23 protein-coding genes and 2 pseudogenes are annotated in these 25,936 nt (G+C 72.3%); 7 read left to right on the top strand and 18 right to left on the bottom strand.

The features are described from left to right. The first annotated feature begins 50 nt into the window (after positions 1-50). A complete protein-coding gene (locus ABEA26_RS24600; RefSeq protein WP_345595513.1) occupies positions 51-965 on the top strand; it encodes an AurF N-oxygenase family protein in 915 nt (304 codons plus the stop codon). A 23-nt stretch (positions 966-988) separates the two neighbouring features. After that, positions 989-2,521 (top strand): FAD-dependent oxidoreductase, encoded by a 1,533-nt coding sequence (locus ABEA26_RS24595; RefSeq protein ID WP_345595512.1) that lies wholly within the window; start codon positions 989-991, stop codon positions 2,519-2,521. Positions 2,522-2,619: 98 nt separating this feature from the next. On the opposite strand, the pseudogene ABEA26_RS24590 reads toward ABEA26_RS24595, so the two are convergent. Beyond that, positions 2,620-2,971 (bottom strand): annotated as a pseudogene (locus ABEA26_RS24590) (DUF6069 family protein). Here ABEA26_RS24590 and ABEA26_RS24585 point away from each other — a divergent pair. From ABEA26_RS24585 to ABEA26_RS24575, 3 genes are all read left to right on the top strand, one after another. Further along, on the top strand, positions 2,901-3,068 hold the full coding sequence (locus tag ABEA26_RS24585) for a hypothetical protein (RefSeq protein WP_345595515.1): 168 nt from the start codon (positions 2,901-2,903) through the stop codon (positions 3,066-3,068). The pseudogene ABEA26_RS24590 and the gene ABEA26_RS24585 overlap by 71 nt on opposite strands. An 83-nt stretch (positions 3,069-3,151) precedes the next feature. Continuing rightward, complete coding sequence (locus ABEA26_RS24580; RefSeq protein ID WP_345595511.1) at positions 3,152-5,317, top strand: DUF4139 domain-containing protein; 2,166 nt, start codon at positions 3,152-3,154, stop codon at positions 5,315-5,317. Between the two features lie 7 nt (positions 5,318-5,324). Beyond that, positions 5,325-6,884 (top strand): mucoidy inhibitor MuiA family protein, encoded by a 1,560-nt coding sequence (locus tag ABEA26_RS24575; protein ID WP_345595510.1) that lies wholly within the window; start codon positions 5,325-5,327, stop codon positions 6,882-6,884. Positions 6,885-6,965: 81 nt separating this feature from the next. Here ABEA26_RS24575 and ABEA26_RS24570 read toward each other — a convergent pair whose 3' ends face one another. The 11 genes and pseudogenes from ABEA26_RS24570 to ABEA26_RS24520 all read right to left on the bottom strand — a co-directional run. After that, positions 6,966-7,757, bottom strand: coding sequence for a VOC family protein (locus ABEA26_RS24570; protein ID WP_345595509.1), 792 nt, complete (start codon positions 7,755-7,757; stop codon positions 6,966-6,968). Between the two features lie 206 nt (positions 7,758-7,963). After that, positions 7,964-9,385, bottom strand: a complete 1,422-nt coding sequence (locus tag ABEA26_RS24565) for an NADH-quinone oxidoreductase subunit N (RefSeq protein ID WP_345595508.1) — start codon at positions 9,383-9,385, stop codon at positions 7,964-7,966. Next, positions 9,382-10,887 carry a complex I subunit 4 family protein gene (locus ABEA26_RS24560; RefSeq protein WP_345595507.1) on the bottom strand — a complete coding sequence of 502 codons (1,506 nt, stop codon included), beginning with the start codon at positions 10,885-10,887 and terminating at the stop codon, positions 9,382-9,384. The genes ABEA26_RS24565 and ABEA26_RS24560 overlap by 4 nt, the downstream gene beginning before the upstream one ends. A gap of 5 nt (positions 10,888-10,892) precedes the next feature. Beyond that, positions 10,893-12,764 carry a proton-conducting transporter transmembrane domain-containing protein gene (locus ABEA26_RS24555; RefSeq protein WP_345595506.1) on the bottom strand — a complete coding sequence of 624 codons (1,872 nt, stop codon included), beginning with the start codon at positions 12,762-12,764 and terminating at the stop codon, positions 10,893-10,895. After that, entirely contained in the window at positions 12,761-13,066 is a 306-nt protein-coding gene (locus ABEA26_RS24550; protein WP_345595505.1) for an NADH-quinone oxidoreductase subunit NuoK, read from the bottom strand. The genes ABEA26_RS24555 and ABEA26_RS24550 overlap by 4 nt, the downstream gene beginning before the upstream one ends. Next, positions 13,063-13,626, bottom strand: coding sequence for an NADH-quinone oxidoreductase subunit J (locus tag ABEA26_RS24545; protein ID WP_345595514.1), 564 nt, complete (start codon positions 13,624-13,626; stop codon positions 13,063-13,065). The genes ABEA26_RS24550 and ABEA26_RS24545 overlap by 4 nt, the downstream gene beginning before the upstream one ends. Before the next feature lie 66 nt (positions 13,627-13,692). Next, complete coding sequence (locus tag ABEA26_RS24540) at positions 13,693-14,622, bottom strand: complex I subunit 1 family protein (RefSeq protein WP_345595504.1); 930 nt, start codon at positions 14,620-14,622, stop codon at positions 13,693-13,695. Next, positions 14,615-15,868 (bottom strand): hypothetical protein, encoded by a 1,254-nt coding sequence (locus ABEA26_RS24535; protein WP_345595503.1) that lies wholly within the window; start codon positions 15,866-15,868, stop codon positions 14,615-14,617. The genes ABEA26_RS24540 and ABEA26_RS24535 overlap by 8 nt, the downstream gene beginning before the upstream one ends. Next, complete coding sequence (locus tag ABEA26_RS24530) at positions 15,859-16,209, bottom strand: NADH-quinone oxidoreductase subunit A (RefSeq protein ID WP_345595502.1); 351 nt, start codon at positions 16,207-16,209, stop codon at positions 15,859-15,861. The genes ABEA26_RS24535 and ABEA26_RS24530 overlap by 10 nt, the downstream gene beginning before the upstream one ends. Positions 16,210-16,442: 233 nt before the next feature. Further along, a complete protein-coding gene (locus ABEA26_RS24525) occupies positions 16,443-16,976 on the bottom strand; it encodes a GNAT family N-acetyltransferase (RefSeq protein ID WP_345595501.1) in 534 nt (177 codons plus the stop codon). Positions 16,977-17,096: 120 nt separating this feature from the next. Next, positions 17,097-17,255 (bottom strand): annotated as a pseudogene (locus ABEA26_RS24520) (WCX domain-containing protein); the annotation flags it as partial. Between the two features lie 187 nt (positions 17,256-17,442). Between ABEA26_RS24520 and ABEA26_RS24515 the strand changes: the two are divergent. Further along, the gene (locus tag ABEA26_RS24515; RefSeq protein WP_345595500.1) at positions 17,443-17,838 is read left to right on the top strand and encodes a RidA family protein; all 396 of its coding nucleotides are present in this window, start codon (positions 17,443-17,445) and stop codon (positions 17,836-17,838) included. Positions 17,839-18,029: 191 nt separating this feature from the next. Here ABEA26_RS24515 and ABEA26_RS24510 read toward each other — a convergent pair whose 3' ends face one another. Together ABEA26_RS24510 and ABEA26_RS24505 are read right to left on the bottom strand one after the other, a co-directional pair. After that, positions 18,030-18,893, bottom strand: coding sequence for an endonuclease/exonuclease/phosphatase family protein (locus ABEA26_RS24510; RefSeq protein ID WP_345595499.1), 864 nt, complete (start codon positions 18,891-18,893; stop codon positions 18,030-18,032). A gap of 435 nt (positions 18,894-19,328) precedes the next feature. After that, on the bottom strand, positions 19,329-20,624 hold the full coding sequence (locus ABEA26_RS24505) for a hypothetical protein (protein WP_345595498.1): 1,296 nt from the start codon (positions 20,622-20,624) through the stop codon (positions 19,329-19,331). A 252-nt stretch (positions 20,625-20,876) separates the two neighbouring features. On the opposite strand from ABEA26_RS24505, the gene ABEA26_RS24500 reads away from it, so the two are divergent. Then, entirely contained in the window at positions 20,877-21,788 is a 912-nt protein-coding gene (locus tag ABEA26_RS24500) for an NAD-dependent protein deacetylase (protein WP_345595497.1), read from the top strand. Between the two features lie 89 nt (positions 21,789-21,877). Here ABEA26_RS24500 and ABEA26_RS24495 read toward each other — a convergent pair whose 3' ends face one another. The 4 genes from ABEA26_RS24495 to ABEA26_RS24480 form a co-directional block, all read right to left on the bottom strand. Next, a complete protein-coding gene (locus ABEA26_RS24495; protein WP_345595496.1) occupies positions 21,878-22,867 on the bottom strand; it encodes an MASE1 domain-containing protein in 990 nt (329 codons plus the stop codon). A 50-nt stretch (positions 22,868-22,917) separates the two neighbouring features. After that, entirely contained in the window at positions 22,918-23,748 is an 831-nt protein-coding gene (locus ABEA26_RS24490) for a PP2C family protein-serine/threonine phosphatase (protein ID WP_345595495.1), read from the bottom strand. Between the two features lie 192 nt (positions 23,749-23,940). Continuing rightward, positions 23,941-25,311, bottom strand: coding sequence for an outer membrane protein assembly factor BamB family protein (locus ABEA26_RS24485; protein WP_345595494.1), 1,371 nt, complete (start codon positions 25,309-25,311; stop codon positions 23,941-23,943). Continuing rightward, positions 25,308-25,859, bottom strand: a complete 552-nt coding sequence (locus ABEA26_RS24480; RefSeq protein ID WP_345595493.1) for a SigE family RNA polymerase sigma factor — start codon at positions 25,857-25,859, stop codon at positions 25,308-25,310. The genes ABEA26_RS24485 and ABEA26_RS24480 overlap by 4 nt, the downstream gene beginning before the upstream one ends. Between the last annotated feature and the right edge of the window lie 77 nt (positions 25,860-25,936).

Genomic DNA, 25,936 nt, shown 5'->3' with positions numbered 1-25,936 from the left:
ATAGCATGGCAGGGCGAGGCACTTCCCCGACCGGCTCGAGGAGTTCCAGCATGGCCATCAACATCTCGCGGCCCAAGCCCAGGAGCCGCGCGACCGACCCCGGCATCGCGCGGCGACTGCTCGACTCGTCCGCGCAGCTCTCGTACGACCCGCTCACCGACGTCGACTGGGAGACGCCGCTCGACGAGAGCTGCCACGGCGCGAGTCCGGAGTGGAGCACCCTGTACGGGACGGCCTACTGGGACGAGATGACCGACGCGCAGCGCAAGGCGCTGACACGGCAGGAGGCCGCGTCGGTGGCGAGCACCGGTATCTGGTTCGAGATGATCCTGCAGCAGATGGTGCTTCGGGACATCTACGCGAAGGACCCGACCAGTGACACCTTCCAGTGGGCCCTCACCGAGATCGCCGACGAGTGCCGCCACTCGATCATGTTCGCTCGCGGTGCGGAAAAGCTTCGGGCGCCGGCCTACCGTCCGCACCGAGTGGCGGTCGAACTCGGCCGGTTCTTCAAGACCGTCGCCTACGGCGAGGCGGCGTACGCGGCGATCCTGGTCGCCGAGGAGGTCCTCGACGTCATGCAGCGCGACTGGATGCGCGACGAACGTGTCGTGCCCTTCGTCCGCACCATCAACAACATCCATGTCGTCGAGGAATCACGGCACATGCAGTTCGCCCGCGACGAGACGCGCAGGCACCTTGCGCGTGCCGGACGGATCCGCCGCCATGTTCAGTCGCTCCTGATCGCCGTGGCCGCCTACGTCATCGTCACCAGCATGGTGAACCGGAAGGTCTACTCGAACGCCGGACTGGACGAGCAGCGTGCCGTCCACGAGGCCAAGGCCAACGAGCACCACAAGTCGATGATGCGCTCGAGTTGCTCCGGCCTGATGGAGTACCTGACGTCGGTGGGCCTGCTCACCAAGCCCGCGCTGTTCTTCTACCAGCGCGCCAACCTGATCTGACGACCCGGAGCCGAGCGGACGACATGGCCTTCGCGATCACCCAGACCTGCTGCAACGACGCGACCTGTGTGTCCGTCTGCCCGGTCAACTGCATCCGTCCCACCCCCGAGGAACGGGCCTTCGGCAGCACGGAGATGCTGCACATCGACCCGGAGACATGCATCGACTGCGGCGCATGCTCCGATGTCTGCCCGGTGGACGCCGTCTTCCCCGTCAGCAGCCTGACCACCGACCAGCGGGAGTACGCCGACGTCAACGCGGCCTACTTCGAGCAGGCCGAGAAGAAGTCGCGGGCGAGTGCGCAGGAAACAGACGACTTCGGACCGAACTTCCACGCTTGGGGCAAGCCGACCTTCGACCGGATCCTTCCGTCGGACTTCGGACCGCTACGGGTCGCGATCGTCGGCACCGGGCCGGCGGGCATGTACGCCGCCGAGGACCTGCTGCTGCACACCCGGGCCGAGGTGACGCTCATCGACCGGCTGCCGATCGCCGGTGGCCTCGTTCGCTACGGCGTCGCCCCGGACCACCCGGCGACCAAGAAGATCGGCGACACCTTCGCCCGCTTCCACACGCATCCGCGCGTGCGCATGCACCTCGGCCTCGAGGTGGGTGGAGACATCACGGCCGAAGAAGTCGCCGCACACCACGATGCGGTGATCTACGCAGTGGGCGCCGCCACGGACCGGCAGCTCGGCATACCCGGCGAGAAGCGGACGGGGAGCCTCTCCGCGACCACCTTCGTCGCCTGGTACAACGCACACCCGGAAGTAGCGCCGGACGCCGTCGATCTCTCGACCGAGCGTGTCGTCGTGGTCGGCAACGGCAACGTCGCCCTCGACGTCGCCCGTATCCTGGTCTCCGAGCCGGAGGCGCTGGCCGACACGGGAATCGCAAGCCACGCGCTGGCGGAACTGCGGCGCAGCAAGGTGCGCGAGGTGGTGCTGCTCGGACGCCGGGGGCCCGAGCACGCCGCCTGCACCCGCTCCGAACTGCTCGCTCTGAAGCACCTTCCCGAGGTGGACCTGATCGTCGACGAACACGATCCGCGCATCGGCGCGGTGATGGACGCCGCCGGGTCGCAGGACAAGGCGGGCATCCTGCGAGGCGTTGCGCGGGAGGCCGTCGACTGGTCCGTGCCACCGGACCCGACAGGGCGGCGGCGCCGCATCGTGTTCCGGTTCCTGTCCACGCCCACGGAAGTGTGCGGGGACGAGCATGTGCGTGCCGTGCGCGTCACCCACGGGACGGAAGAGCTGGACATCCCGACCGGAATGACGCTGCGGGCGATCGGCTACCGGGGAGCGCCCCAGACCGGACTGCCGTTCGACGAGGCGACCGGTACGGTTCCGCACGAGCGGGGCCGCGTGGCCGGCAGTGCCGGGACCTATGTCGTGGGCTGGATCAAACGAGGTCCCACGGGAGGCATCGGCGCCAACCGCGTCTGCGCACGAGAGACGGTCGGCACCCTGCTGGCCGACGCCGTCGCGGGCGTACTACCCAGGCCGACCGGCAAAGCGAGGGCATTCCCCCGCCTCGCACGACGCCGCCGGTGATCCGGGAGACCGTGTCACGCCCAACTGGCGACGGAGAGCTGGAGCCTGGGCACGGACGCCGCCATCTGGTGCTGTCCGCGGCGTATCCGGGACTGGGGTCACCGCTCGGCGGCACCGGCTCGCGCCCCGGGGGGCCTGCCACGCAGCCCCGGAATCAGCACCGCCGCCACCGCCAGGTGCATCAGAGCGAGGGAGGCCCGCGTGCCGCCGTCCATGCCGTCACCGATCAACGGCAGGAGGGACACGGCCAGTACGGCGACGGCCACCCCCGTCCAGACGGCGCGGGCGTGCGGCGCCCCGAACCCGCTTTAGGACGGCCAGCAGTCCCCAGCCCGAGAGCGACGCGAGCAGTGCGAGGACCGCCACGGGGACGGCGCCGATGACGAGCGTCCCCTCGCCGTCGGCGATCCGCAGCCGGTGCCCCAACAGGGGGTCCGCGGCCAGCCACACCAGGACGGGGGCCATGACGGCCAGGACCGGCCGGGTCGGCGGCACCGTCCGCATCGGACGGCAGGCCGTGAACCAGGGCCGCAACACGGTGGCGTGAAGGCAGTTGAGAAGACGCGACTCGTACGGAGGCATCCGGCATAGAGTTCCCTCAGCACTGCCACGGCGGCATGGGGGGAGCACATGAAGGCTGGGACGGTCCCGAGCTGGTCATCGGCACTCGACTCGGTGGTGGTGTACGCGCAAGGCGCCCTGTGCCGACGGCTCGCCCGCGGCAGCGTGCCCCTCGACGGACGGGTGCGGGTGACCGGCCTGCCGCGTTCCATGGACCCGGGCTCCCTGCGGGTGCGGGTGCTGGACGCCACCGGCGCGCGTGTCACCGAGGCCGGGGTGGAGGTCGAGGCCGAGCCGCTCGGCAGCCCTGCGGTCGACGAGCTGCGGCACGAGGTGGAGCGGCTTGGCGACGCCGTGCAGGCAGCCCGGGCCCACCGGAACCGGCAGCAGGGGCTGATCGACGAGGTGGCGGCCCTGCGCCCGGTGCCGCCACCCCGCCAAGCCGAGGATCCGCACCGCCGCACCCCCGTCGACGCCTGGCTGGACCTCGCCGAGTTCGTCGACGACCGGTTGACCGCGCTGCACTCCCGCCTGCGAGAGTCGGAAGAGGAACTGAAGCAGGTCGAGCACGCGCTGGACGTGGCCACGGACAGACTCTCCCGCGCCTCCACCGACGCCCCCGCCGCACGCGTCGGGACCACCCTGTGCGCGGCCGTCACCCTCACGGGCGGCAGCGACACGCGCGTCGAGGTGGAGGTGGAGTACGGGGTGCCCGGCGCCGTCTGGGTGCCGGCCTACCGTCTCGCCCACCGCCAGGGCGGGAGCGACGGGCGGCTGTCGCTGCGGGCGGCGATCGCGCAGCGCACCGGCGAGGACTGGACCGGCGTCCGCGTCTCGCTGGCCACGGCCGATCTGCGGCGGCGCACCGACGTACCCCGGCTCCGCTCCATCCGCATCGGACGCGGTCAACCCGCTCCCGCACCGTCGGGGTGGCGTGAGCCGCCACCCGGGCTGGTCGGCCTCTTCGGCGGCTACGACGCGGCGGAACCACGTCCTGGTGTCGGCAGGTCCGCGGTGGCCGTCCAGGCCGCCATGCCCGCCCCGGCCACCGCCCCGGCCACCGTGCCGGCCGAAACCGCTCCTTCCTCCGGCCCCGTCTCGCCCCCGCCCCCGCCGATGACGGATCATGGTGCGCCCTTCTCCGTCCCTCCGCCGCCCGGCGGAGCCGCGGCGGGACCGGTGCCCGCCGCGTTCGGCGGCTCGGCACCCGCTCACTCCCCACCACACGCCCGCCGGAAGGACGGCGGCGCTCCCCGTACCGGCGGCGGGCCCGCCGCCGCCCGCGCTGTGGCTCCCGCGGCCCCCGGCCGGGCCGCACCTCCACCCGTACCCGGCCCTCCACCCGTACCCGGCTCTCCGGCCGCGCCCGCCGCCCCCTCGTCCGCCCCGGTGTCCGGGCCCCCGCGGCCGAGCGGGGCCGAACTCGACTACGCGGCCATGGTTCTGCACGGCCCCGACTCGGGGCGCGAGCGTCGCGGGCGACTGTTCCCGGACTCGGCCCTCGGCCCGGCGACGGCCGAACACCGTCAACGCGCCGAGACGGTCGCGGCGCTGCCCCTGCCGGAGAACGCCGTACGCCCCCGCGAGTCGGCCGGTTCCTTCGACCACCGCTACGAAGCCGCCGCCCGCGCCGACGTCCCCTCGGACGGTACGTGGCACACGATCACCCTCGGCGAGACGGCGGTGGACCTGCGCACCGAGTACCTGTGCGTCCCGTCGGTGGAGCAGGCGGTCTACACGACGCTGGTGCTCTCCAACGCCACCGACCAGGCGCTGTTGGCGGGTCCGCTGGAGGTCGCGACCGACGGGGACTTCCTGATGACCACGTCCCTGCCCACGCTGGCTCCCGGCGGAGTGTGCCGCGTGGGGCTCGGACCCGACGAGGCTGTCGGAGTCGCACGCCGTACAAGCCTGCGTGAGTCGACGTCAGGGCTGCGCAACAACGTGACCGTGCTCGACCACCGTGTCCATGTGGAGCTCGCGAACCGGCTGCCGGTTCCCGTCACCGTGGAGGTGCGCGAGCGAGTACCGGTCACCTCCGACGCGGACATCAGGATCGAGGAGAAGGCCGACTGGCAGGCGCCCGCCGACGGGACCCAGTCCGGGCAACACGCGTCCGGCACCCGCCTGTGGCGAGTCGAACTGCCGGCCCGCGCCACTGCCGCCCTCGACGGCGGCTACGTCATACGCATCCCGGCCGGCAAGGCCCTGACCGGCGGCAACCGCAGGAGCTGACAACCTCATGCCCACCAGCCCCGATGCCATCGGCCTCCCCGTCACCGCCGTCACCTGTCTGGAGGACCGGGCACTCGTCGAGCGAACCGCGGTGCTCGACCTGACGGCCGGTACCCAGCGCCTGCGTCTGGGACCGGTCAGTGCGCTGACCGTCGACCACAGCCTGCAGGCCGAGTTGCCCGCCGACTGCCCGGCGACCGTGCTCGACGCCCGGATCGTACGCGAGTGGACGCCGCGGGGGCCGGGGCCCGCCGACGACGACTCCGCCCTGCGCCGCCGTGTAGGAGTCCTCGAAGAGGAGCAGCACACGGTGGGCCGGCAACGTGAGCGGCTGCACGCCCGTCTCGACCTGCTCGGTCGTCTCGCCACCGATCTGCTGCGCGAGATCGGCGAAGGCGCGGGCCTCGGGGAGACGGACAGGATCCGGTGGGCCCGCGAACTGGACCGGGTCGACGAGGAACGCGACACCCATGGCGAGCGGCTACGGGTGGTGAACGCCCGGTTGACCACACTCGCGGCCGAACTCTCCGATGCCCGGCACGCCTTGGAGCTCTCCGAAACGGAACCCGCCGAGCTGGTCGGCCACGTCGAGCTGACCGTCCGCGCGACCGCCGCCGGGCCGGCCGGACTGCGCGTCACCCATCTCGTCCCGTGCGCCCTGTGGCGGCCCGCCTACCGGGCCGTACTCGACGCGGAGTCACTCACCCTGGACACGAACGCGATGGTCTGGCAGCGCACCGGGGAGGACTGGTCCGGCGTACAGATGACGCTGTCAACGGCCCGCAGCACGCTCGCCACCCAACCTCCGCGGTTGGGAGAGGACAGGCTGACGCTCCGGGAGCGTTCCACGGCGGAGCGCCGCGGTATCCAGGTCGAGCTGCGCGAAGAGGACATCGCCGACCTGGGTCCCGCGCCGGTGCGGGGCCTGCCGGGAGTCGACGACGGCGGCGAGGTCCGGGTCCTGCGCTGCGGCGCCCCCGTGTCGGTACCGTCCGACGGACGGGCCCACCGCGTGCCGCTCTCCCACTTCAGCACCACCGCGAGCAGGGAGTACGCCTGCTCACCCGAACTGTCCCCACTGGTGGGCCAGGTGGTGCGGTTCGACAACCGCTCCGGTCACGCGCTCCTCGCCGGGCCCGTGGACCTCGTCAGCGGCAGTGGCTTCCTGGGGCGTGGCACGCTGGACTTCACCGCCCCAGGCGCCTTGGCCGCCCTCGCTTTCGGCAACCGCGACGACCACCGGGTCGTGCGGCAGACCGAGGAGAACCGTGACACGGCCGGTCCCACCCAGCGGACCGTCCTGACACGCACCGTCCGGCTGTATCTCTCGCGCTTCTCGGGGCCCGCGGACCACGAGGAGCACATGATCGCCGTACGCGAACGCATCCCGGTGTCGGAGACCTCGGCAGTGGAGGTGAGCCTGCGCCGGGAGGCGTGTTCCCCCGCGCCCGACGACATCGACGCGGACGGCATCGTCCGCTGGGACGTCCCCCTCCCCCCGGGCGGCCGGCGCACGCTCGAACTGGTCTACGAGATCACGACGAACGCCAAGGTGAAGGGAGTGTGACCCGCGCCCCTCGAGAGTCCGGCCGGAGCCTTCCGGTTGGCCGGGCGACCGCCGGACGGCGCGGCAGCCCGGTGGGTGCGGTCACTCCTGGGCCGGGGTGAGTACCACGAAGTCCGCGTTCGACGGATCGAGGCAGACGGCCAGCCGGCCGACGCCCTGCGCGTCCTCCGGACCCATCTGTACGCTGCCGCCGTTCTCCGTGACCGCGGCGACCGCGGCGTCGCAGTCGGTGACGGCGAAGACCGGATGCCAGTACGCCCGGCCGTTCGCCAGGCCGAGGTCCTGCTCGCGCAGCTGCATGACGCCGCCGTGCATGCGCTCCTCGGGAAGACCGGCGGGAGTGATGAGGGAGTACGTGCCTCCGCCGCCGGGCAGCTCCATGTCACCGAACTGCCAGCCGAAGACACCGCCGTAGAACTCCTTGGCCGCCGCGGCGTCGCTCGTGTACAGCTCGGTCCAGGAGAGCGATCCCGGCTGGTCCACCAGCTCGACGCCCTTGGTCCTGCCCGGCTGCCACGCGGCGAACTGGCCCCCCGAGGGGTCGCTGTACTGAGCCATCCGGCCCCAGTCGTCGAGGGCCGTCGGCGCGACTCGCACCGTCCCGCCACCGCCTCGCACGGCCTCGGTCGTGGCGTCCGCGTCGGTGACGCGGTAGTAGATCATCCAGGCGGAGCGCGCGCTCTCCTCGGTGAGCTTGCCCAGTCCGGCGACGATCTTGCCGTCCTTGCGGAACATGCCGCCTTCCACGTCCTCCCCCATGGACTCGTAGTCCCAGCCGAGCACGGCGCCGTAGAAGGCCGCTGTGCCGGCGACGTCGGGTGTGCCGATGTCGAGCCAGCAGGGGGAGCCGGGGGCAAAGTCATTGGTGATCACGGCGATTCCCTTTCGCAGTTCCTGTACGAACTCAGCGTGACACCTCGTGCCGGCACTCGCCCGTCGTCGTGGTCGCGGCCCGTTCCCGGTCGCCGGGCCTCCCTCACCAGTGCTGCTCCCGTGCAGTGAGTACGGGCGACGCAATTCCCGACCTGTCCCGCCGTGCCGGCGGTGTACGCCACCGCCCGGCCCCCCTCGGCGCGGGGTCAGGAGAGCAGCGTCCCCGTCATGGCGGGCAGCACCGCCCCGCCGGCGACGCCCAGGGCCAGGGAGGCCGTGCCGGCGGTGTACGCCGTCGCCGCCGTCCAGCGGCCCGGCGCGGCGTGGGCGGCGGCGGGCGCGGGGCCACCGGTGGCGAAGAGAGGCATGAGCCAGCGCAGGTAGTAGAAGAGGGATGCGACGGTGTTGGCGACGGCGAGAACGGCGAGCCAGGTGGCACCGCCGTCGATCGCCGCGCCGAAGATCTCCAGTTTGCCGAGGAAGACGCCGGTGGGCGGAGTGCCGACCAGGCCGAGCAGGCAGACCACGAGGACGGCGGCCAGACCGGGCCGGCGGCGCGCCAGACCTCGGTAGTCGTCCAGGCGGCGGGCCTTCGGCAGCGCTGCCACGACCGCGAAGGCGCCGAGGTTGGTGGCCGCGTAGGCGGCCAGGTAGAACAACAGACTCTTGAGGGCGAAGTCGCTGCGGCCCGCGACGGCGAGGGCCATCAGGAGGTAACCGACCTGGCTGATGGCGGAGTAGGCGAGCAGGCGCTTGACGGAGGTCTGGAAGAACGCGGCCAGGTTGCCCAGCGTCATGGTGACCGCGGCGAGGACGGCCGGCACCGGCGGCCAGTTGACGTCGCTGCCGGGCAGGACCTGGCTGAGCAGGCGGTAGCCGGCGACGAGAGCGCCGATCTTCGGCAGGGTGGTGACGTAGGCGGCGACGGGGGTCGGCGCGCCCTCGGTGACATCGGGGACCCAGAAGTGTGCGGGAACGGCGCCCGCCTTGAACAGCACTCCGGCCAGCACGCAGACGAGGCCGACGGCGACGAGGCCGTACGGCGCGTCCGGCAGGGTTGTGCGCAGCTGCCGGTAGAGGGTGGCCCCGCCGGCGCCGTAGAGGAGGGCGGTGCCGGCCAGCATCGTGGTGCCGAGCAGGGCGCCCAACAGGTAGTACTTCAGGGCGGCTTCGGTGCCGCGGGAGTCCTTGGCGAAGGCGGTCAGCGCGTAGGCGGGGATGCTCGCCAGCAGGTAGGCCGCGAACAGCGTCAGCAGGTCGTTCGCGCCGAGCAGGGCGAGGGTGCCCGCGCCGGTCAGGCACAGCAGCACCCAGTACTCCGTCTCGCGCTTGTGTCCCCGTACCGTGTCCACGGACATGCCGATGACCAGCAGCAGCCCGCCGAGGACGATGAGACGGCCGGCGTCGGTCGCGGTGTCGACGGCGAACGCGTGGGCGAAGACGGTCTGTTCACGGTCGGTGATCATGGTGATCGCGGTGGCCGCGAGGCCGGCCGTGCAGGCGGCGGCCGCCAGGACCGCGACGGCCCACTGGCGGCGGCGGGGCAGCCAGGAGCCGGCGAGGAGGCCGGCCACGGCGGCGCCCAGCAGGGCGATCTCGGGGACGAGGGCGGTGAGGTTCTCGTTCACCGTGACACCAGCCCGGTCAGGGCGCGGCCGGCCGGTTCGATGACGTCCAGGAGCCAGCGGGGTACGACGCCGATCACCAGGGCGACCGCCAGCAGGGCGACGACGGGCAGCGCCTCGTGGCGGTCCAGGTCAGCGATGCGGCCGGTGGGGACGGTCCGCGGCAGGCGCGGGGTACCGAGGAACATGCGCCGCAGCGCGGTCAGGAACAGGGCGGCGGTGATGAGGATGCCGGTCAGGGCGATGGCGGTGGCGACCGCCTGCGAGGCCAGGGAACCGGTGAAGATCTGGAACTCGGCGATGAAGCCCGAGAAGCCGGGGATGCCCAGACTGGCGAACGCGGCGACGGAAGTGACCGCCGCGAACCGTGGGGCGTGGGCGGCCAGGCCGGAGTAGGCGTCCATCGCGTAGGTCCGTCCGCGGTCGTACAACACGCCGCAGAGCAGGAACAACGCGCCGGTGATCAGTCCGTGGCTGACCATCTGGGTGACCGCGCCGGTCACCGCCAGGGAGCGGGCCTGCGTGTCGGTGCCGGCCAGGGTGCCGGCCGCGCCGACGGCCAGCACGACGTAACCCATGTGACTCACCGACGTGTAGGCGATCATGCGCTTGAAGTCGGTCTGCGCCAGGGCGACCAGGGCGCCGTACACGACGGAGACGGCGCCGACGACGACGACGGTCAGGGCGTACCGGCGCCAGCTGCCCGGCAGCAGGGGCATGGCGATGCGCACGAAACCGTACGCGCCCATCTTCAGCAGGACCCCGGCCAGGATCGCCGAGCCGGCGGCGGGCGCGTCGGTGTGGGCGGGCGGCAGCCAGGTGTGGAACGGCACGGTCGGTGTCTTGACCGCCAGGCCGACGCCGACGGCCAGCAGTACCAGACCGGCGTACGGACCCCGGCCCGCCAGCGGGTCGGCACGCGTGAGGTCGGTGATGTCGAAGGTGTGCGGGTCGGCGGCCAGGTACAGGCCGATGAAGCCGAGCAGCAGCGCGAGGGAACCGAGGAAGGTGTAGAGGAAGAACTTCAGTGCCGCCGCCCGGGCGCGTTCGCCGTGGCCCCAGCCGGCGATGACGAAGAACATGCCGACGATCGACAGGTCGAAGAAGACGAAGAAGAGGATCAGGTCGAGGGCGACGAACAGGCCGACGGCGACGGTCTGCAGGAAGAGGAACAGACACACGTACGAGCGCACCCGCCGTCGTTCCCTCAGTGAGTACACGGCGACGGCCAGGAAGAGCAGGCAGGTGAGGGCGACCAGGGGCAGGGACAGCCCGTCGACACCCACGTGGTAGCCGACCCCGGCGCTGGGGATCCAGCGCGCCCGCTGCTCGTACTGCATCCCGTCGCCGGCATGGAAGCCCGCCCACAGCCCGACGACCAGGGCGAGCTCCACGGTGGCGGTGGCGATCCAGATCCCGACGCACGTCCGGTCGGGGAGGGCGCACGGCAGGAACAGCAGGACCACGCACACCAGGAGCGGCAGGAAGGTGGCGACGCTGAGCACAGGGGTTACCTCACCAACAGGATGATCAGGACGAGCACGGCGAAGCCGACGGCCGCCTGGGCGTAGTACTGGTGCAGCAGTCCGGTCTGCGGGCGGCGAGCCCTGCGGCCCAGTGCCCGGGCTCCCGAGGCGATCGCGCGGACGGCCCCGTCGATGCCGCCGTCGTCCAGGCGGCGGGCGAGCCCGGCGGCCGCCAGGCCGCAGGCGCCCACCCGGCGCACCGCGCCGTCCACGACCCGGTCGTCGAAGACGGCCAGCGCCCGCGCGAGGCCGAGCACGGGACGCACCACGACGGCTTGTGCGGCCCGCTCCAGACCCAGCCACTCCCCCGCCCATCGTCGGGCGGCGCTCGGTGCGGGTGCCGGGCGGGCGGACCACCACCACGCCAGGCCGGCGGCGGCGCACGCGACACCGGCGGACAGGCCCAGCTCCCACGGCCTCGGCGACGGCTCGTGCGGGGTGCCGGCCAGCCGTTTCAGCCAGGACGCGGGGCCGGGCAGGGTCAGTACTCCCAGTCCGGCTGCCGCGAGCGTGAGGGCGAGGAGGGGGGCGGGGGTGGTGCGGGCGGTGCGCCGGGTGCCGCGCCGCTCGGTGTCGTAGCCGCTCTCCGCGTCCGCGGGCAGGGGCCGGGTGACGTACCGGACGGCCTTGACGCTGTAGACGGCCGCCACGGCGGCCGCCGCCAGGCCCACGGCGTACAGGCCGGTGTCGTCGGCACGGGCGGACGCGAGGACCTCGTCCTTGGCCGCCCACAGGGACAGCGGCGGCAGGCCCGCGAGGGTCAGCGCGCCGCCGACGAAGGCGCCGCCGACCAGCCGGTACCGGCGGGCGGCCCCGCGCAGGGCCGACAGCTGCTTGGTACCCAGCGCCGTCAGCCAGGCCCCGGCGGCAAGGAAGAGCCCCGACTTGGTCGCGGCGTGCGCGACGAGTTGCGTGGTGCCCGCGGCGATGCCGCCGGTGCCGGCGGCCATGACCATGAAACCGATCTGTGCGGAAGTGGAGGCCGCCAGCAGCTGCTTGAGGTCGCTCTGGGTGACGGCGACGACGCCCAGGGCGAGGGCGGTGACGGCGCCGGTCCAGGCGACGAGCGGGCCGGCCCAGCCGGTGGCGGCCAGCAGCGGGTTCAGGCGCAGCAGCAGGTAGGCGCCGGCGGCCACCATCGTCGCCGAGTGCAGCAGTGCCGAGACCGGGCTGGGGCCCTGCATGGCACGTGACAGCCAGAAGGAGAACGGCAGCTGGGCCGACTTGCCGAGCGCGGCGGCCACCGCCCCGGCGGTGACCAGGTGCAGCCAGGGCCCGGAGGCGTGCGGCAGGGCGTCCAGGCTCAGTGAGCCGACCCCGCCGGCCAGGGCGGCGCCGGCCGCGAGATAGAGCCCGAGGTCGGCGGTGCGGGTGGTCAGGAAGGCGACGTCGGCCGCCCGTACCCGCTCGGGCTGCCGCCACCAGTGGCCGATGAGTGCCCAGCTGGCGGCGCCCATCACCTCCCAGGCCATCAGGAGCAGCGGCAGGGTGGTGGCCGTGACGGTCACCAGCATGGCCGCGGCGAAGACGAGCATCAGCCCGAAGAACCGGCCGCGGTTCTCGCCCGGGCCGAACTCGCCCGCGGCGAAGACGAGTACCGCGGTGGTGACGGCGGCGACGGTGACCACCAGCACCGCGGACAGGCCGTCCACCGCCAGTCCCGCGCGCACTCCGGCGAACAGCGGAACGTCGGTCTCCGGCCTCGCCACCGCCACGGCGACGGCGAGGCCGAGGGTCACCACCGTCGCCGCCCCGCCGAGGACGGGCGCCTGCCGGTCGACGCGGGCGCCCGCCACCGCCAGGGCGGCTCCGACGCCGAGCGGGAGGGCGACGAGCAGCCAGAGCAGGGCGCTCATCCCTTCAGCTCCTCGGCCATGTCGGTCATGTCGACCTGGCGGGCGCGGTAGATCGCGGTGGTGACGCCGAAGCCCACTGCCATCTCCACCGCCATCGCCACCACCGCGGCCACGATGATCACTTGCCCGCTCGCCGCGGAGGGGGCGAGGAAGTGCCAGAAGCAGGCGGCGGCGACGATGACACCGCCGATCATCAGCTCGATCCCCATCATGATCATGACGATGGACTGCTGGGACAGCGCGCCGAACAGGCCGGTGCAGAAGAGGCCCGCGGCCAGGACCAGGAGGAGTTCGAACGTCACCGGCCCACCCCTCCGCCGGTCGGGTCGTCGGCGGGCCGGTCCAGGTCGTCACCGAAGCGGTCGTAGCGCCCCCGGTGGGTGGCGAGCACGGTGGCGCCGACCATGGTGGCCAGCAGAACGAAGCCCAGGGTCACCATCGTCAGCATCTGATCGCCCATCAGCTCCGTGCCCACCTGCACGGTGGAGTCCTCGGGCCGGGCCGCCGGCGCGTCCTCGGGCCACGGCACCAGGAAGATCCCGGTGACGAGAGCGGCGAACACGGCGCCGCTGACGACCAGCGAGCCGCGTTTGTTGTGCAGCATCGACATCGGCATGAGCCCGGCGGGGTTCATCATGTAGGCGATCATGAACACGGCCATGATCAGCATTTCCATGACCATCATCAGCACGATGACCACGCCGAGGTACGGCAGTCCCAGTACGGCAGCCACACCGCCCACGCACACCAGGGAGGCGAGCAGCGCGAAGGTGACCCGGGCCATCGAGTTCAGGGTGAACACCAGGACGCCGCCGGTCAGGGCGAGCACGCCGAGCACCACCAGCAGAACGGTGTCCGTCATGCCCATGGCCGTCCGCATGGCACGATCACTCCTCTCGGTTCCGGGTCATCGGTCATCGGTCATCGGTCATCGGCTCAACACCACCACGGCCGGCACCAGGGCCTGCACGATCGTCAGCGGGACGAGCACCACCCAGGCCAGCTCCACGTACCGGTCGGCCCGCAGGACCGGCAACCGCCGCACGGCCACCACCAGTACGGCCAGGACCAGCAGCGTCTTCACCAGCGACCAGGCCCACGCCGGCAACCACGGCCCCACGCCGGCGCCGAGGAACAGCGGCACGGCCATCGCGGCGCCCGCGGCCAGCCACAACCACCGCCCGGCCCTCAGCAGCAGCCGGTCCGGACCGGAGATCTCGCTCAGCACGCCGCCCGCGATGTCGCGGCCGGCCGGGTAGGCGAAAGGTCCCAGGAAACTGAAGGCGAGGACTCCGGACAGGTAGACGAGGAAGGCGACCGGCATCCACACCACGTACCACAGGCCGTGCTGGGCGGCGGCGATGTCCCCGACCCGCAGCGACTGCGCGCCGGTGGCGGTGGAGATCAGCGCGAACATCAGCGGCAGCTCGTAGGCCAGGCCCTGGGCGAGGAACCGGTAGCCGCCGACCAGGGACAGGGCCGCGTTCGGGCCCCAGCCGGCCAGCCACAGCCCCGCCCAAGTCAGCACCTCCATGGCGTTGAACCAGACCAGCCCGACCGAAGGGTCGGCGACCGCCACGTTCCCGAACGGGATCACCAACGTGGACAGCACCGCGGACACCGGCACGATGACGACGCCCGTCCGCCACAGCAGCCGGTCGGCGGCGGGCAGCCGCCGCGGCTGCGCGAGCAACTCCCGGGGTACGCCGAGCAGCGGCCGTGCCGCGGCGTACGGGGTGACCGGCCGTCCGGCGTCCCGCGTCTCCAGTACCGCGTGGCCGGCCACGGCCAGCACCGCGAGGACGAGCAGGAGTACGGGAGCCGCGAGTACGGTCCACCACGCGCCGGCCTCAAGCACCTGCCGTCACCTCCGGCCCGGCCGCGAGTTCGTCGAGGTCCGGATCGAGGCCGGCCACGACAAGGCGGGCCGCCGCCAGTTCGGTACCGGCCAGCATCCGGGGCAGCAGCGCGACCAGCGCGGCCGACGGAGGAGGGCGCCCGGTCTTCCACCGACCGCGTGGGCTCTCCTCCGCCGTGGGGTCGAGGAGAGCCGGCTCGTCCAGCCGCCGAACGTCGCCTCGGAGATCGGTGAGCCACTTCCGGTAGCGGTCGGTGACGTCACCGCCGGCCCGGGCCGCCGGGCCGCCGACCCCGCGCTCCCGCGCTTCGTCGGTGCCCAGCTCGCCGATCCCGCGGGTCAGCCAGGCCAGTGTCCGCGACCGGCCCACCCGGTGCGCGAAGCGCTCCAGGCGGGGCGCGTACGTCGCCGGAGAGCCTTCGGCGAGCAGGTCGTCGCGCAGCCGCCGGGCCACCATCGCCTCGGCGGGCCAGCCCGCCACCGCGAGCAGCCGGCCCAGGCTGTCCAGGTGTGCGGCCGACCTCCGCCGCACCGCCTCCCCCACCATCACCGGCTCGCCCGCCTCCGCGCGCAGCCACGGCTGCGACCAGAACGGCGCGGGCGTCTCGCCGACGGGACCCGGCCCCATGACCTCTGTGAGGTCCGCCTGCTGGACCACGTCGCCCTGGAGTACCAGACGGATCGTCAGCCCGGGCGGCCAGTCGGCGAGGAACGGCCCCAGCGGCATGTGCAGTCGGTCCAGGGTGAGGCCGTCACGGTCCTCACCCCGCTCGGCCATGGGCAGCCCGTCCCGCATCTCCATTCCGCCGTGGCCGCCATGGGCGTCGTGGCCACCATGGTCGCTTCGGGTGTCGTACCGGTCGACGCGCTCGTCGTGGCCGGCTTGGCCCCGGTCCGCTTGGCCCCCCTGCCCCACGTGTCCGGCATCCCCACCGGTGGGCGAACACAGCCGGGTCCGGCCGTCGTTCAATGCCGTCTCGACGTCGTTCACGGTGGGCGCGTGTACGCGGGCGCGGGGCGCCGGCATGTCCCGCCAGAGCCGGTCGAGGGGTGGCCGCGAGTCCGGGTGGCCCGGCCCGGCGACGACGAGGAGATCGGCCTCGGCGGGTGTCGCGGCCGTGGGCCAGTCCCGCAGCCGCAGGTGCCGTTCGGCGGCCAGCCGCACCGCCGTCCCGCCCGGCAGGGTGGCCAGCAGCACGCGCGGCCGTGCGGCCACGGCGCGCAGGGCCCGGCGGGTCACGTCCATCGCAGCGCACCCTCCCGCCAGGCGTGGACGACACCGGCGAGGAGGACCGCGAGGAAGACGAACATCTCGATCACCGCGCCGGCCCCCATGGCGGAGACGACGCGGGTCCACGGATACATGAAGACCATCTCCATGTCGAAGGCCAGGAACAGCATCGTCACGGTGTACCAGCGCACGTGGAACCGGCTCACCGCGTGCTCCGTCGGCTCCCACCCGCTACCGAACGGCGCGGCCACCGCCGGTTCCGGCTCCAGGCGCATCGCCCGGGCCGCGCCGTACACACCGAGCACCGCCAGCACCGCAACGCCGAGCAGGGAGAGTGCCGCCGTGGTCGCGCTCATCCGCTCCCCACATCCCTTCCGAAGCCATCGGACCGTCGCGTACCCCGTGGGGGACGCGTCCATTGCCGGTGGGTCCGGCACGCAGGTCCGATCAGCATCGCGCAGGGAACCCCAGGACGAGCGCGGCGTGCCCGTGCTCGCCGCACGACTGGTTCTTATGGGTGAGCCGGACCGGCGTACCGGAGGCCGCTGTCCCGTTGCCGTGTCCGCCGGCCGTCGTCGCCCACGCCCACCTACTGCTGGTACTGCGTCAGGTCAATGCCGAAGACCGCGAGGTCGTGGCCGTGGACCGGGTGCTGTGCGGTGCCTTCCGCCTGCATGCCGAGTTTGTCGAGTACGTTGACGGAGGCGCCGTCGCCCGTCCGGCATACGGCGACCACGCGATCGAGGCCACGATCCTGCAGGGCGAACTCCAGAGTGGCGTGCGCTGCTTCGGAGGCGTAACCCTGCCCCCAGAAGACCCGTCCGAGCCGCCAGCTGATCGTCACCTGACCGGCGACCTCGGCCGGAGCGTCGGCAACGGACAGGCCGACAGCGCCGGCCAGCTCACCGGAGCCCAGGAATTCGACCGCGAACATCCCGAACCCTTCCTCGTCCCATTCCTCCTCCCACGCCTCGATGTCCTCGGCAGTCTGCTCCAGGGAACGCGGCCTGCCGTCGCCGATTCCCTGCATCACCACCGGGTCGGCATGGATCTCGGACAGGCGGACGAGGTCGTCGTCCAGCCATCGACGCAGGACAAGACGCGGGGTGCGGATCTCGATCATGATGTCATCCTGCCGACGCGGCGACGGGAACGCGAACCGCGGCGCCGTGCGACCCGCGCGCGCCGCGCTGTTGGCGGGGCGTGCCGGTCTGTTCGGGACCCGCGGCACATGGTGTGTGCCTCACTCCGGGGATGAGTCTGCGTATCGGGCGGCCATCGCCGCGGCGCGGTCGCGCAGGGAGGTGCGCAACGACGTCGGGGCCAGGGCTTCCGCGTCCGTACCGAGCTGCCACAGCGCCCATTCGGCGTGCCGGGAGTCCTGGAAGGTCGCTGTCAGCCGACCGTGCCGGCGCAGCAGTAACACCAGTGAGACCAGCCGGTCGGCACGCATGCGAGGACTTTATCGGAATACATGACCAAGGATGTCGTGATTCGTTGGGAGGCTCGTTGCCGCGACGTCGGAGCTGGTGGCCACCGAGCCGATGGACGTGCGTACTTCCGATGGAACGAATGGAGCTGATGCGGCAGTGGAACGAACAGCGGTCAACCCGGTCACGTGGTCGGTGGAGATGGGATTCAACCAGGGTGAGGTCGTCTCCGGGCACACACGGACCCTGTACGTCTCGGGACAGACCGCGATGAGCGGCGACGGCAAGCCTCAGCACGACGGTGACATGGCGGCGCAGTTGACGCTGAGCATCGACAACCTGGAGGCGGTGCTCGGCGAGGCCGGCATGTCTCTCGTGAACCTGGTCCGGCTCAACGTCTACACGACCGACGCCGATCTGCTCTTCCAGCACTACGGCGTGCTGGCGGCGCGACTGGGCGCCGCCGGAGTGGCGCCCGCCTCCACGATGCTCGAGGTGACGCGACTGGCGATCCCCGGCCAGATGGTCGAGCTCGAGGGAACCGCCGTCGCGTGACGCGACCTCGTGGCCCCTGTCACTCGTGCCGGATCGACCGGCACGAGCGGCAGGGGGACGGGGCGGCGGGCGGGTCGGGCATCGCGTGCGAAGCGGGAGGGAGGCGTTCCATCCACGCCTCGATCCGCTTCCATGCCCGCTGTACGCGTATGAAGTCGTCGCCGCTCGTCACAGCGCGCGAAGGGTGTCGGTCAGGGTGCCGATCGTGGCGTGCGGTTCCGCGGGCCCAGGTCGGCGTGGACCAGGTGGTGGTCCGAGTACGGGGTGGGGTGCACGCGGTGCTCGAGGGGGGCGAAGCCCCGCAGGAAGACGTAGTCGAACTTGCTGTGCCAGTCGGTGGTCAGCTCGCAGGTGCCGGCGGAGGGGGGATGGCACTGGGGGTCCGCGTCCGTGGCCAGGGCCCACATCCGGGCGAGTTCGGGAGCGTCGGGCACGGCGTTGAAGTCGCCGAGAACGATCGCACGCTCGTGCCGGGCGACAGCCGCGGCGAGTACGTCGGTCTGGCCCGCTCGGATCGCCTCCTGACGTCGATGGGCGAGGTGGGTGTTGAAGACCCGGACGGGCTCGCCGTCCACCGTGGTGGTGACTGCCATGTACCCACGGTCCTCGGATCCGCCGTCGGGATACTCCACGTTGACGTGGTCCGTCATCGGCGCCGCCGAGAGGACCGCCTGGCCGAAGGCCCCCGGATTCCACGGCGTCCCCCCGCACCGCCCCCGGTGACGAAGCACCGTTCCGTACTCGACGTGGTAGACGAGCCCGTAGAGGCTCTCCAGATATGCCCGGATTCTCTCGACGTCACGCACGCACGCTTCTTGCATGCCGACGATCTGGGGGGCGTACGTGGCGATCTCCGCCGCCCGTTCGACGTCGCTCTCCTCGCACGGGTTGCAGATGTTCCACGTCATGACCCGGTTCTGTACGACGTCCCTGGGAGCGTCGGAGGGCAGCGGCCTGACGACGAGGGCATCGCCCGGTGCGCTGGGACCCATCAACAGCAGGCATGCCACGGCCATGGCACCCGCGAGCAACCGCGCGCCCCTTCCGAGCACCATGGCCTCCCCAAGATGTGTACACATGGCACCTGACGTCTTGGGACACAAGGTTAGGTGACGAGGGTGCAGTCGAACGACCAGAGGTGCCCGAGAATCTCCTCGTGACCGACGGAACTGATCCTGGCTGTCCGCGCGCACGTGGCCGACAGCGAACTGCCCGATCCGGCGTCCGCGGACGACGTGCGGGCGGTGGAACGCGTGGTGGGGCAGCCGATGCCCGCGCTCCTGCGGCGGCTCTCCGGACGCTGGAGTCACCGGAGACGCTGGAGACGCCGATGACGGCAGCCCTGGGCACGGCGCTGTGTCTGCCGCCGTGCCCAGGGCCGATCGGCACACCGCCGTACCGTGCTGGGACGCGCGCTGGTGGACGGGGCGGCCCCTTCGTCGGGCGCCGCCCCGTCCACGCCGCCGGTCACCCGCTGACGCCCCGCGGGCTCAGCAGGTGGGCACGTCTGGGAGCCAGGGGTCGGTGACGTCGAGGAAGATGTTGGAGACGTAGCCGCCGTAGTCGGGCAGGTAGGACCAGGCGTCGTTGCTGTGGCCGTCGTAGTTCACGAGCTGACCGCGGACCTGGCACCGCACCCGCACGGTCGTGGGTCCGGGCAGGCTCGCCACGCGGGTGGAGGTCGTCGTCGCCTGCTGCCGGATGCTCACGTCGGTGCCCCACGTCGGGAACGACGTGGTGTCGCCGCCGTCGTCGGTCCAGAGGTAGGTGACGGTCACCCAGCCGTTGTCGTCGAGGCCGACGTTGTAGAAGGTGCCGTCGGCCAGGTCGATGCCGGCCGGGTTGGCGACCTGCCGGCCGAACTCGTCGCGTCCCCCGTTGTAGCCGTTCTCGTACGCCGCCTGCGCCTCGGGAAGGCCGCGCGGCAGATCCTTCCACTGCTCGCGCTGCGCGGAGGGGTTCCAGTGGTCGTCGTGCGTGTTCCACGGGCCGACGTCCCACACCGGTGCGGTCTCACAGCGGACCGGCCCGCACACCCGCACCGCATACTGGCCGCTGCCGTTGGGCGACAGGGCCCGTCGTGAGGGGAGCGCCACGAAGTGGTCGTCCTCACGGATGACGTGGCCGTTGGCGGTGGTGTGTCCGACCAGACCCTCGCGGGTGGCGTAGACCCGGGCGGAGAAGGCCGACGCCGCCTTCGGCGCGGGTTCGGCGGGCGCGCTGCCCGTGTCGTCCGCCGTCAGTGTCAGCGCTCTCACCGCGGCCGTGGCCCCGCCCTCGGCGTTCCACAGAGTGAGCCGGGCCTGGACGTCGACGACGTGGCGCGGCAGCTCCGCCGGGGTGCCGGTCGCCGCACTTCGCCACTCGGTCCAGGTCCCGTCGGCGGCCCGTCCCCGTACGTCGACCTCGACGCTCGCCGCCGCGGGCACCGTCGCGTCGAGACTCACGGCGACCCGGTTGACCGGCCGGTCGAGGTGGTGTGTCTCCAGCACGGCGGAGGCATAGCCGCGGTCGCGGCCCAGGGAGGCGGGGTTGACGGAACCGTCCCGCACCCGCAGGGTGCCCGACTCGTACCGGACGTTGACATCGTCGGCGCCGGTACGGGACAGGTCCGGGCGCCAGAACGCCGAGGGGGGCGGCGGCGCGGCGTCGGCGGCCGGAGCCGGAGCCGTGGCCAGTGCCGTACCGGCGAGGGTGAGCAGGCACACCGTGGCGCCCAGTGCGTGCCTGGATCGCGGTCCGCGGCGCGGGGCGGCGCCGCGGCGCCGGGTGGGAAGGGTCAGCATGTGTGGGCACTCCTGGGAGCCGGGCGTCATGGACGTCCATGAAGACGGTGGAGACGCAGCCGCCGTGGTCGGGCAGATACGACCGGGCGTCGTCGCTGTACCGTCGTACTCGACGAGGCCGTCTCGGACCTGGCAGGCCACGCGGACGGACGTCGGTCCGAGCGGGGCCGCCACCCGGGCGGAGTCCGTCGACGGCCGCTGACGGGTGATCACGTCCGTGCCCCGGGCCGGGCTGTTCCGTACCCTGGCGGCATGCGCACGCGCCCCACACTCAGCTGGACCCCTGACGAGGACCTGCCCCCGGGCAGCCTGGATCCGGGACCGGTCGCCGACGCGCTGAGCGCCGGTGGTGTGCTGGTGCTCAGCGGGGCGGGCATCTCCACGGAGTCGGGTATCCCCGACTACCGGGGCGAGGGCGGGAGCCTGAGCCGGCACACCCCGATGACCTACCAGGACTTCACCGGCAGTGCCCGGGCGCGACGCCGGTACTGGGCGCGCAGCCATCTCGGCTGGCGCGTCTTCGGCCGCGCCCGTCCCAACGCCGGGCACCGGGCCGTGGCCGCGTTCGAACGGCACGGCCTGCTCTCGGGTGTGATCACCCAGAACGTCGACGGCCTGCACCAGGCCGCCGGCAGCGAGGACGTCGTGGAACTCCACGGAAGTCTGGACCGGGTCGTCTGCCTCTCCTGCGGCGTCCTCGGTCCGCGCCGTGAGCTCGCCCGGCGACTGGAGGAGGCCAACGCGGGCTTCGAGCCGGTGGCCGCCGGAATCAACCCGGACGGTGACGCCGACCTCACCGACGAGCAGGTCGGGGACTTCCGCGTGGTGCTCTGCGCGGTCTGCGGCGGCATCCTCAAACCGGACGTGGTGTTCTTCGGTGAAACCGTGCCGCCCCGGCGGGTCGAGCACTGCCGCACGCTGGTCCGCGCGGCGGATTCCCTGCTGGTCCTCGGGTCGTCACTGACGGTGATGTCCGGGCTGCGGTTCGTCCGCCAGGCGGCGCAGGACGGGAAGCCGGTGCTGATCGTCAACCGGGACCCGACCCGGGGCGACCGGCACGCCCGCACCCGGGTCGCGCTCCCGCTGGGGACGGCCCTCGCCACCGTGGCCGCACGGCTGGACATCCCCGTCGACGACCCGGGGCCACTGCCGCCCCGAGGCTGAACGGCCGGGCCGGCGGTCACGCTCGATCACGCCCCCGGAGGCGCTCTGGGCCGGCCCGGCGGGATCGGACCGCAGGAAGCCGCAGCACCTCACCGGCCGTCTCTCCCGGGCGCTCCCGTGCTGCCCGGACCACCGGCGTTCAGATGCTGCAGCGCCTCGACCAGCTCGTGGCAGGCCCGTTCCACCGACCGTCTGGTGTTGAGCTGTTCGCTGATCACGGCGGACAGCAGGAGCGCGGTCAGGCCCAGGGTCCCGTTGAACGCCTGGAGCTTCATCATCGTCTCGACGTCGGTCAGTCGTCCGAAGGAGCCGGCCTCGTCCCTGGCGGCGACGGTGGCCACCACCGAGGCGAAGAGGGCGCACGGCATGCCGCCGGCCAGCTGGAAGCGCAGCGCGGCCCAGATCAGGATCGGGAACACGAGGAACAGGACGCTGACCGAGCTGTACGTGACCAGCGGTACGAGTACGCACACGACGAGGGTGAGCCCCGCGGCCTCACCCCATCGGCCGGACGGGGGCGGCAGGCGGGCGCGGTGCAGCAGAAGCAGCAGCGGGGTGACGATGACGACGCCCATGGCGTCACCCACCCACCACGCCAGCCAGACGAGCCAGACGTCGTCGGTGGCGAGTTTGTCCGTGAGGACGAGTATGCCGACGCCCGCCCCGGAACTGATCAGCATGGCGGTCAGCGCCCCCAGGAACACCAGCGCGAGGCCGTCGCGCAGCCGGCTCAGGCTCACGCGGAATCCCACCGCGCGCAACAGCAGGAGGGCACACAGGGGTGCGGCGGTGTTGCCGATCACGACTCCGACGGCCGAGAGCCCTGGCGCGGTCAGGGACGCGACCACCAGCAGGGCGCCGACCGCGATACCCGGCAGGCACCGTACTCCGAACAGCAGCAGGCAGGCGAGCGCGACGCCGGTGGGCGGGTAGACGGGGGTGACCACCGCCCCGTCCGCGACCAGTTGCTGCGACAGCCCCAGCCGCCCCGCCCCGTAGTAGCAGGCGGCGACGAGCAGTGTCTCGCACACAAGGACGACCGGTCGCGGCCAAGCACGGATACCCACCACAGCAGCCATCAGACACCGCGGTCACCGTGCCGGCGAGGCGAGTCGTGCCCGGTGCCTCCCTACGGCGTAACAGCGCGCCCGTCATGACCGACGACCAGTACCGCCGCGTCGTCCTCGTGCCCCACCAGCTCGGCGTTCTTGAGTACGGCGGCCGCGAGTGAGTGCGCCTCCATCCCCGCCACGGCGGCGATGCCCGCCAGCCGTACGACCCTTTCGAGCCCCTCGTCGACGCTGAGGGAGGGACCCTCCACCACACCGTCCGTGAGCAGGACGAAGACTCCGCCGGTGGCGAGCTGGTACCGGGTCACCGGGAAGTCGGTTCCCTTCAGGACGCCCAGCGGCGGTCCCCCTTCGTCCTCGGAGACCTCCGCCTTGCCGTCCGCCGTTGCCCACACGCAGGGGATGTGCCCGGCCCGCGCGCTCTCCAGAACGCCGGTGGCCGGGTCGAAGCGCATGAAGGTGCACGTGGCGAAGAGGTCCTTGTTCAGGGAGAGGAGAAGATCGTTCGTACAGGCGAGCAGGTCACCGGGCTCACTCTCCACGGAGGCGAGCGCCCGCAGACCCACGCGTATCTGACCCATGAAGGCCGCCGCGTCGATGGCGTGGCCCTGCACGTCTCCGACGGACAGGCCGATACGGCCGTCGGGGAGTACGAAGGCGTCGTACCAGTCGCCGCCCACGTTGAGTCCGGCATAGGCGGGTGAGTAGCAGGCCGCCAGGTGGAAGCCGGGGACCACGGGCAGATCCGCGGGGAGCATGTCGCGTTGCAGGGCGACCGCGAGCTCCACCTGGGAGCGTCGGAGTTCGGCGAGTTCCCGCGTCCGGGTCGTCAGCGAAGCCAGCCTGGCCAGCAACTCCTCGCCGTCAGGTGCGGGACGCTTGCGGAACATCGACCACCCCCGGGCCGGACGGCCTCTGGACGGGCTTCACCATGCGGTTCGCCACGGCGCCGACGGGCATCGGGAACCGGGCACTACCAGTGTCTCATTCAACCCGAACAGGGGCATACCATCATGAACCGGTCGGGAGGGCGATCGACTCGTCCCGCCCGACCTCCTCCCGTCCGGCCTCCTCCCGCGCGGCTACGAACCCGTCTCGGCCGGTTCCGGCCTGATCCGGAACAGCTCGCCGCCGATCTGGCCGATGAGCCCGTTCTCGTAGAGCATCAGCTCCGGGGCGATGCCGCCCTCCACCGGGCCTTCCGGCACCCGCACCGTGCCGCGCCAGCGCACCGCACCGTTGTCCAGGTCGAGACCCACCATTCGACCGGAAGGGCCGAGGTAGTACGCCACACGACTGCCGAGATCCACCGCGGCGCCGGAGTGCAGCTCCCGCATCGTGGGGTCGCCCGGCTCCGCCCGCAGCTTCAGCCCCAGGTCGCGCGACCACAGCCGCTTCCCGTCGCCTGCCGAGTAGGCGACCACGTCGCCGTTCCCACCGGGCGTCAGAATGACGCCGTCGGCCACCACGCCCATCGGCAGGCCGTCGACATGGTGCTGCGACGCCCGGCCCGAGCCGACGTCGACGCGAGTGAGGGTGGCGGGGCCGGGATCACTGAGGTACTTCTGCCCGTCGGCCATACCGCCCAGCAACACTGCGTCCCCGTCCGTGCCCAGGTAGGCTGTCGGGCCATCGACGACCGCCACCGTGCGCGCCTCGCCGGTCGCCGGGTCCAGCCGGACGACGGTGCTGCGCTGCGGGCTCTCCTCGCTGTCCGGCGAGCACATCAAGTACGGGACGCCGCCGATGGCCGCCCGGTCGCAATCCGCCTTCTCCCACGAGTACGTCCACAGCGTCCGGCCCGTCCTGTCGTCCAGCGCGACCACGCTTTCGAAGGTCGGGGAGTTGGCGAGAATCCCGCCGTCGAACAGCACGGCGGAGGCACGGCTGCGGCTGTCGTCGGCCAGTTCGTGCTTCCACAGCACCCGTCGGCTGACGATCTCGAGGGCGACGAGGTCGGTGCCGGCTGTCGACGTCCCCGGGGCGTGATCGGCGTAGGTGTACAGCACACCGTCGCGGACGCCGGGCAGCGACCCCGCCGGAGAGCGGCCGCCGTCGGCGTCCTTGGCCTTGTGCTGCCACACGACCTTTCCGGTGCGGGCGTCCACGCCGATACCGTCGTACTCCGCCCCCTGGCAGTAGACGGCGCCGGGACCGGTGGTGCAGGCGTCCCAGGACTTGCCGGGCAACGTCGTCCGCCACAGCAGCTTGCTCTGCTCGCTCACCCGCGAGGCCGGCGGCTGCGCCTTGCCGCCGCCGACCGCGCCGGTGGCGAGGACCACGCCGAACGTGACGCCGGCGAGGCCCAGGGCCGCTCCGGTGACGCGCGCCAGGTTCCGCCGTCGGCGGCGGCGCACGATGCGGTCGGCGATGCCCGCGGGAGCGCCCGGGTTGTCGGGGGTCCAGTGGTGCAGGACGTCTCGGATCGCTCGGTCGAGCCGGTCGGCGTTCATGTGCGGGCCCCCTTCGGTACGTTGCTGTTCAGGGCGGTGTCCGCGGCCGGCGCCGGGGCTGCCAGTTCCGGCGCGAGTCCGCGCAGCCGGGACAGTGACCGGTGGGTGGTGCTGCGTACCGTGCCCACGGAACAGCCCAGGACGCTCGCCACCTCGGTCTCGGACAGGTCTTCGAAATAGCGCAGCACCAGCATCGTGCGCTGCCGCGGAGTCAGCCGGGCGAGCGCCTGCCCCACGGTGATCCGGAGGTCGGCGTCGGACGTGCCGTCGGCGACGCCGTGGTCCTCCGGCGGCGCGGCGAACGTCACCTCACGGTGCGGGCGACGCAGTCGCCAGCGGCTGACCTGGTGGCGGTACATCACCTTGCGCACGTAACCGTCCGGGTCCTCGATGTGCCGCCAACGGCCCAGCGCCTTCATCAGAGCGATCTGCACCAGGTCCTCCGCCTCGTGCCGGTCGCCGCCGGTGAGCAGGTTCGCCAGGCGCAGCAGGGTGCTCCACCGGGCGTCGACGTAGTCCCGGAATCCCTCTTGGTCCTGCGGGTCCATGACCCCTCCCGTTCCCTAACGCTCATATGGACGCGCGGGCCCCGGCCGATCTATGCCCGCGTTCCCGGATTTCTTCC

This window comes from Streptomyces marokkonensis (assembly GCF_039539045.1).
Classification (GTDB): domain Bacteria; phylum Actinomycetota; class Actinomycetes; order Streptomycetales; family Streptomycetaceae; genus Streptomyces; species Streptomyces marokkonensis.
This window is presented reverse-complemented; position numbering and strand designations above follow the sequence as displayed.

Coding starts and splice junctions, on each gene's coding strand:
- ABEA26_RS24490 (WP_345595495.1), bottom strand. CDS start 23,748: ATGTTCCGCAAGCGTCCCGCACCTGACGGCGAGGAGTTGCTGGCCAGG.
- ABEA26_RS24485 (WP_345595494.1), bottom strand. CDS start 25,311: ATGAACGCCGACCGGCTCGACCGAGCGATCCGAGACGTCCTGCACCAC.
- ABEA26_RS24495 (WP_345595496.1), bottom strand. CDS start 22,867: ATGGCTGCTGTGGTGGGTATCCGTGCTTGGCCGCGACCGGTCGTCCTT.
- ABEA26_RS24585 (WP_345595515.1), top strand. CDS start 2,901: ATGACGAGCGTCCCCTCGCCGTCGGCGATCCGCAGCCGGTGCCCCAAC.
- ABEA26_RS24530 (WP_345595502.1), bottom strand. CDS start 16,209: ATGAGCGCGACCACGGCGGCACTCTCCCTGCTCGGCGTTGCGGTGCTG.
- ABEA26_RS24555 (WP_345595506.1), bottom strand. CDS start 12,764: ATGAGCGCCCTGCTCTGGCTGCTCGTCGCCCTCCCGCTCGGCGTCGGA.
- ABEA26_RS24575 (WP_345595510.1), top strand. CDS start 5,325: ATGCCCACCAGCCCCGATGCCATCGGCCTCCCCGTCACCGCCGTCACC.
- ABEA26_RS24500 (WP_345595497.1), top strand. CDS start 20,877: ATGCGCACGCGCCCCACACTCAGCTGGACCCCTGACGAGGACCTGCCC.
- ABEA26_RS24525 (WP_345595501.1), bottom strand. CDS start 16,976: ATGATCGAGATCCGCACCCCGCGTCTTGTCCTGCGTCGATGGCTGGAC.
- ABEA26_RS24600 (WP_345595513.1), top strand. CDS start 51: ATGGCCATCAACATCTCGCGGCCCAAGCCCAGGAGCCGCGCGACCGAC.
- ABEA26_RS24580 (WP_345595511.1), top strand. CDS start 3,152: ATGAAGGCTGGGACGGTCCCGAGCTGGTCATCGGCACTCGACTCGGTG.
- ABEA26_RS24505 (WP_345595498.1), bottom strand. CDS start 20,624: ATGCTGACCCTTCCCACCCGGCGCCGCGGCGCCGCCCCGCGCCGCGGA.
- ABEA26_RS24480 (WP_345595493.1), bottom strand. CDS start 25,859: ATGGACCCGCAGGACCAAGAGGGATTCCGGGACTACGTCGACGCCCGG.
- ABEA26_RS24545 (WP_345595514.1), bottom strand. CDS start 13,626: ATGACGGACACCGTTCTGCTGGTGGTGCTCGGCGTGCTCGCCCTGACC.
- ABEA26_RS24510 (WP_345595499.1), bottom strand. CDS start 18,893: ATGGTGCTCGGAAGGGGCGCGCGGTTGCTCGCGGGTGCCATGGCCGTG.
- ABEA26_RS24595 (WP_345595512.1), top strand. CDS start 989: ATGGCCTTCGCGATCACCCAGACCTGCTGCAACGACGCGACCTGTGTG.
- ABEA26_RS24535 (WP_345595503.1), bottom strand. CDS start 15,868: ATGGACGTGACCCGCCGGGCCCTGCGCGCCGTGGCCGCACGGCCGCGC.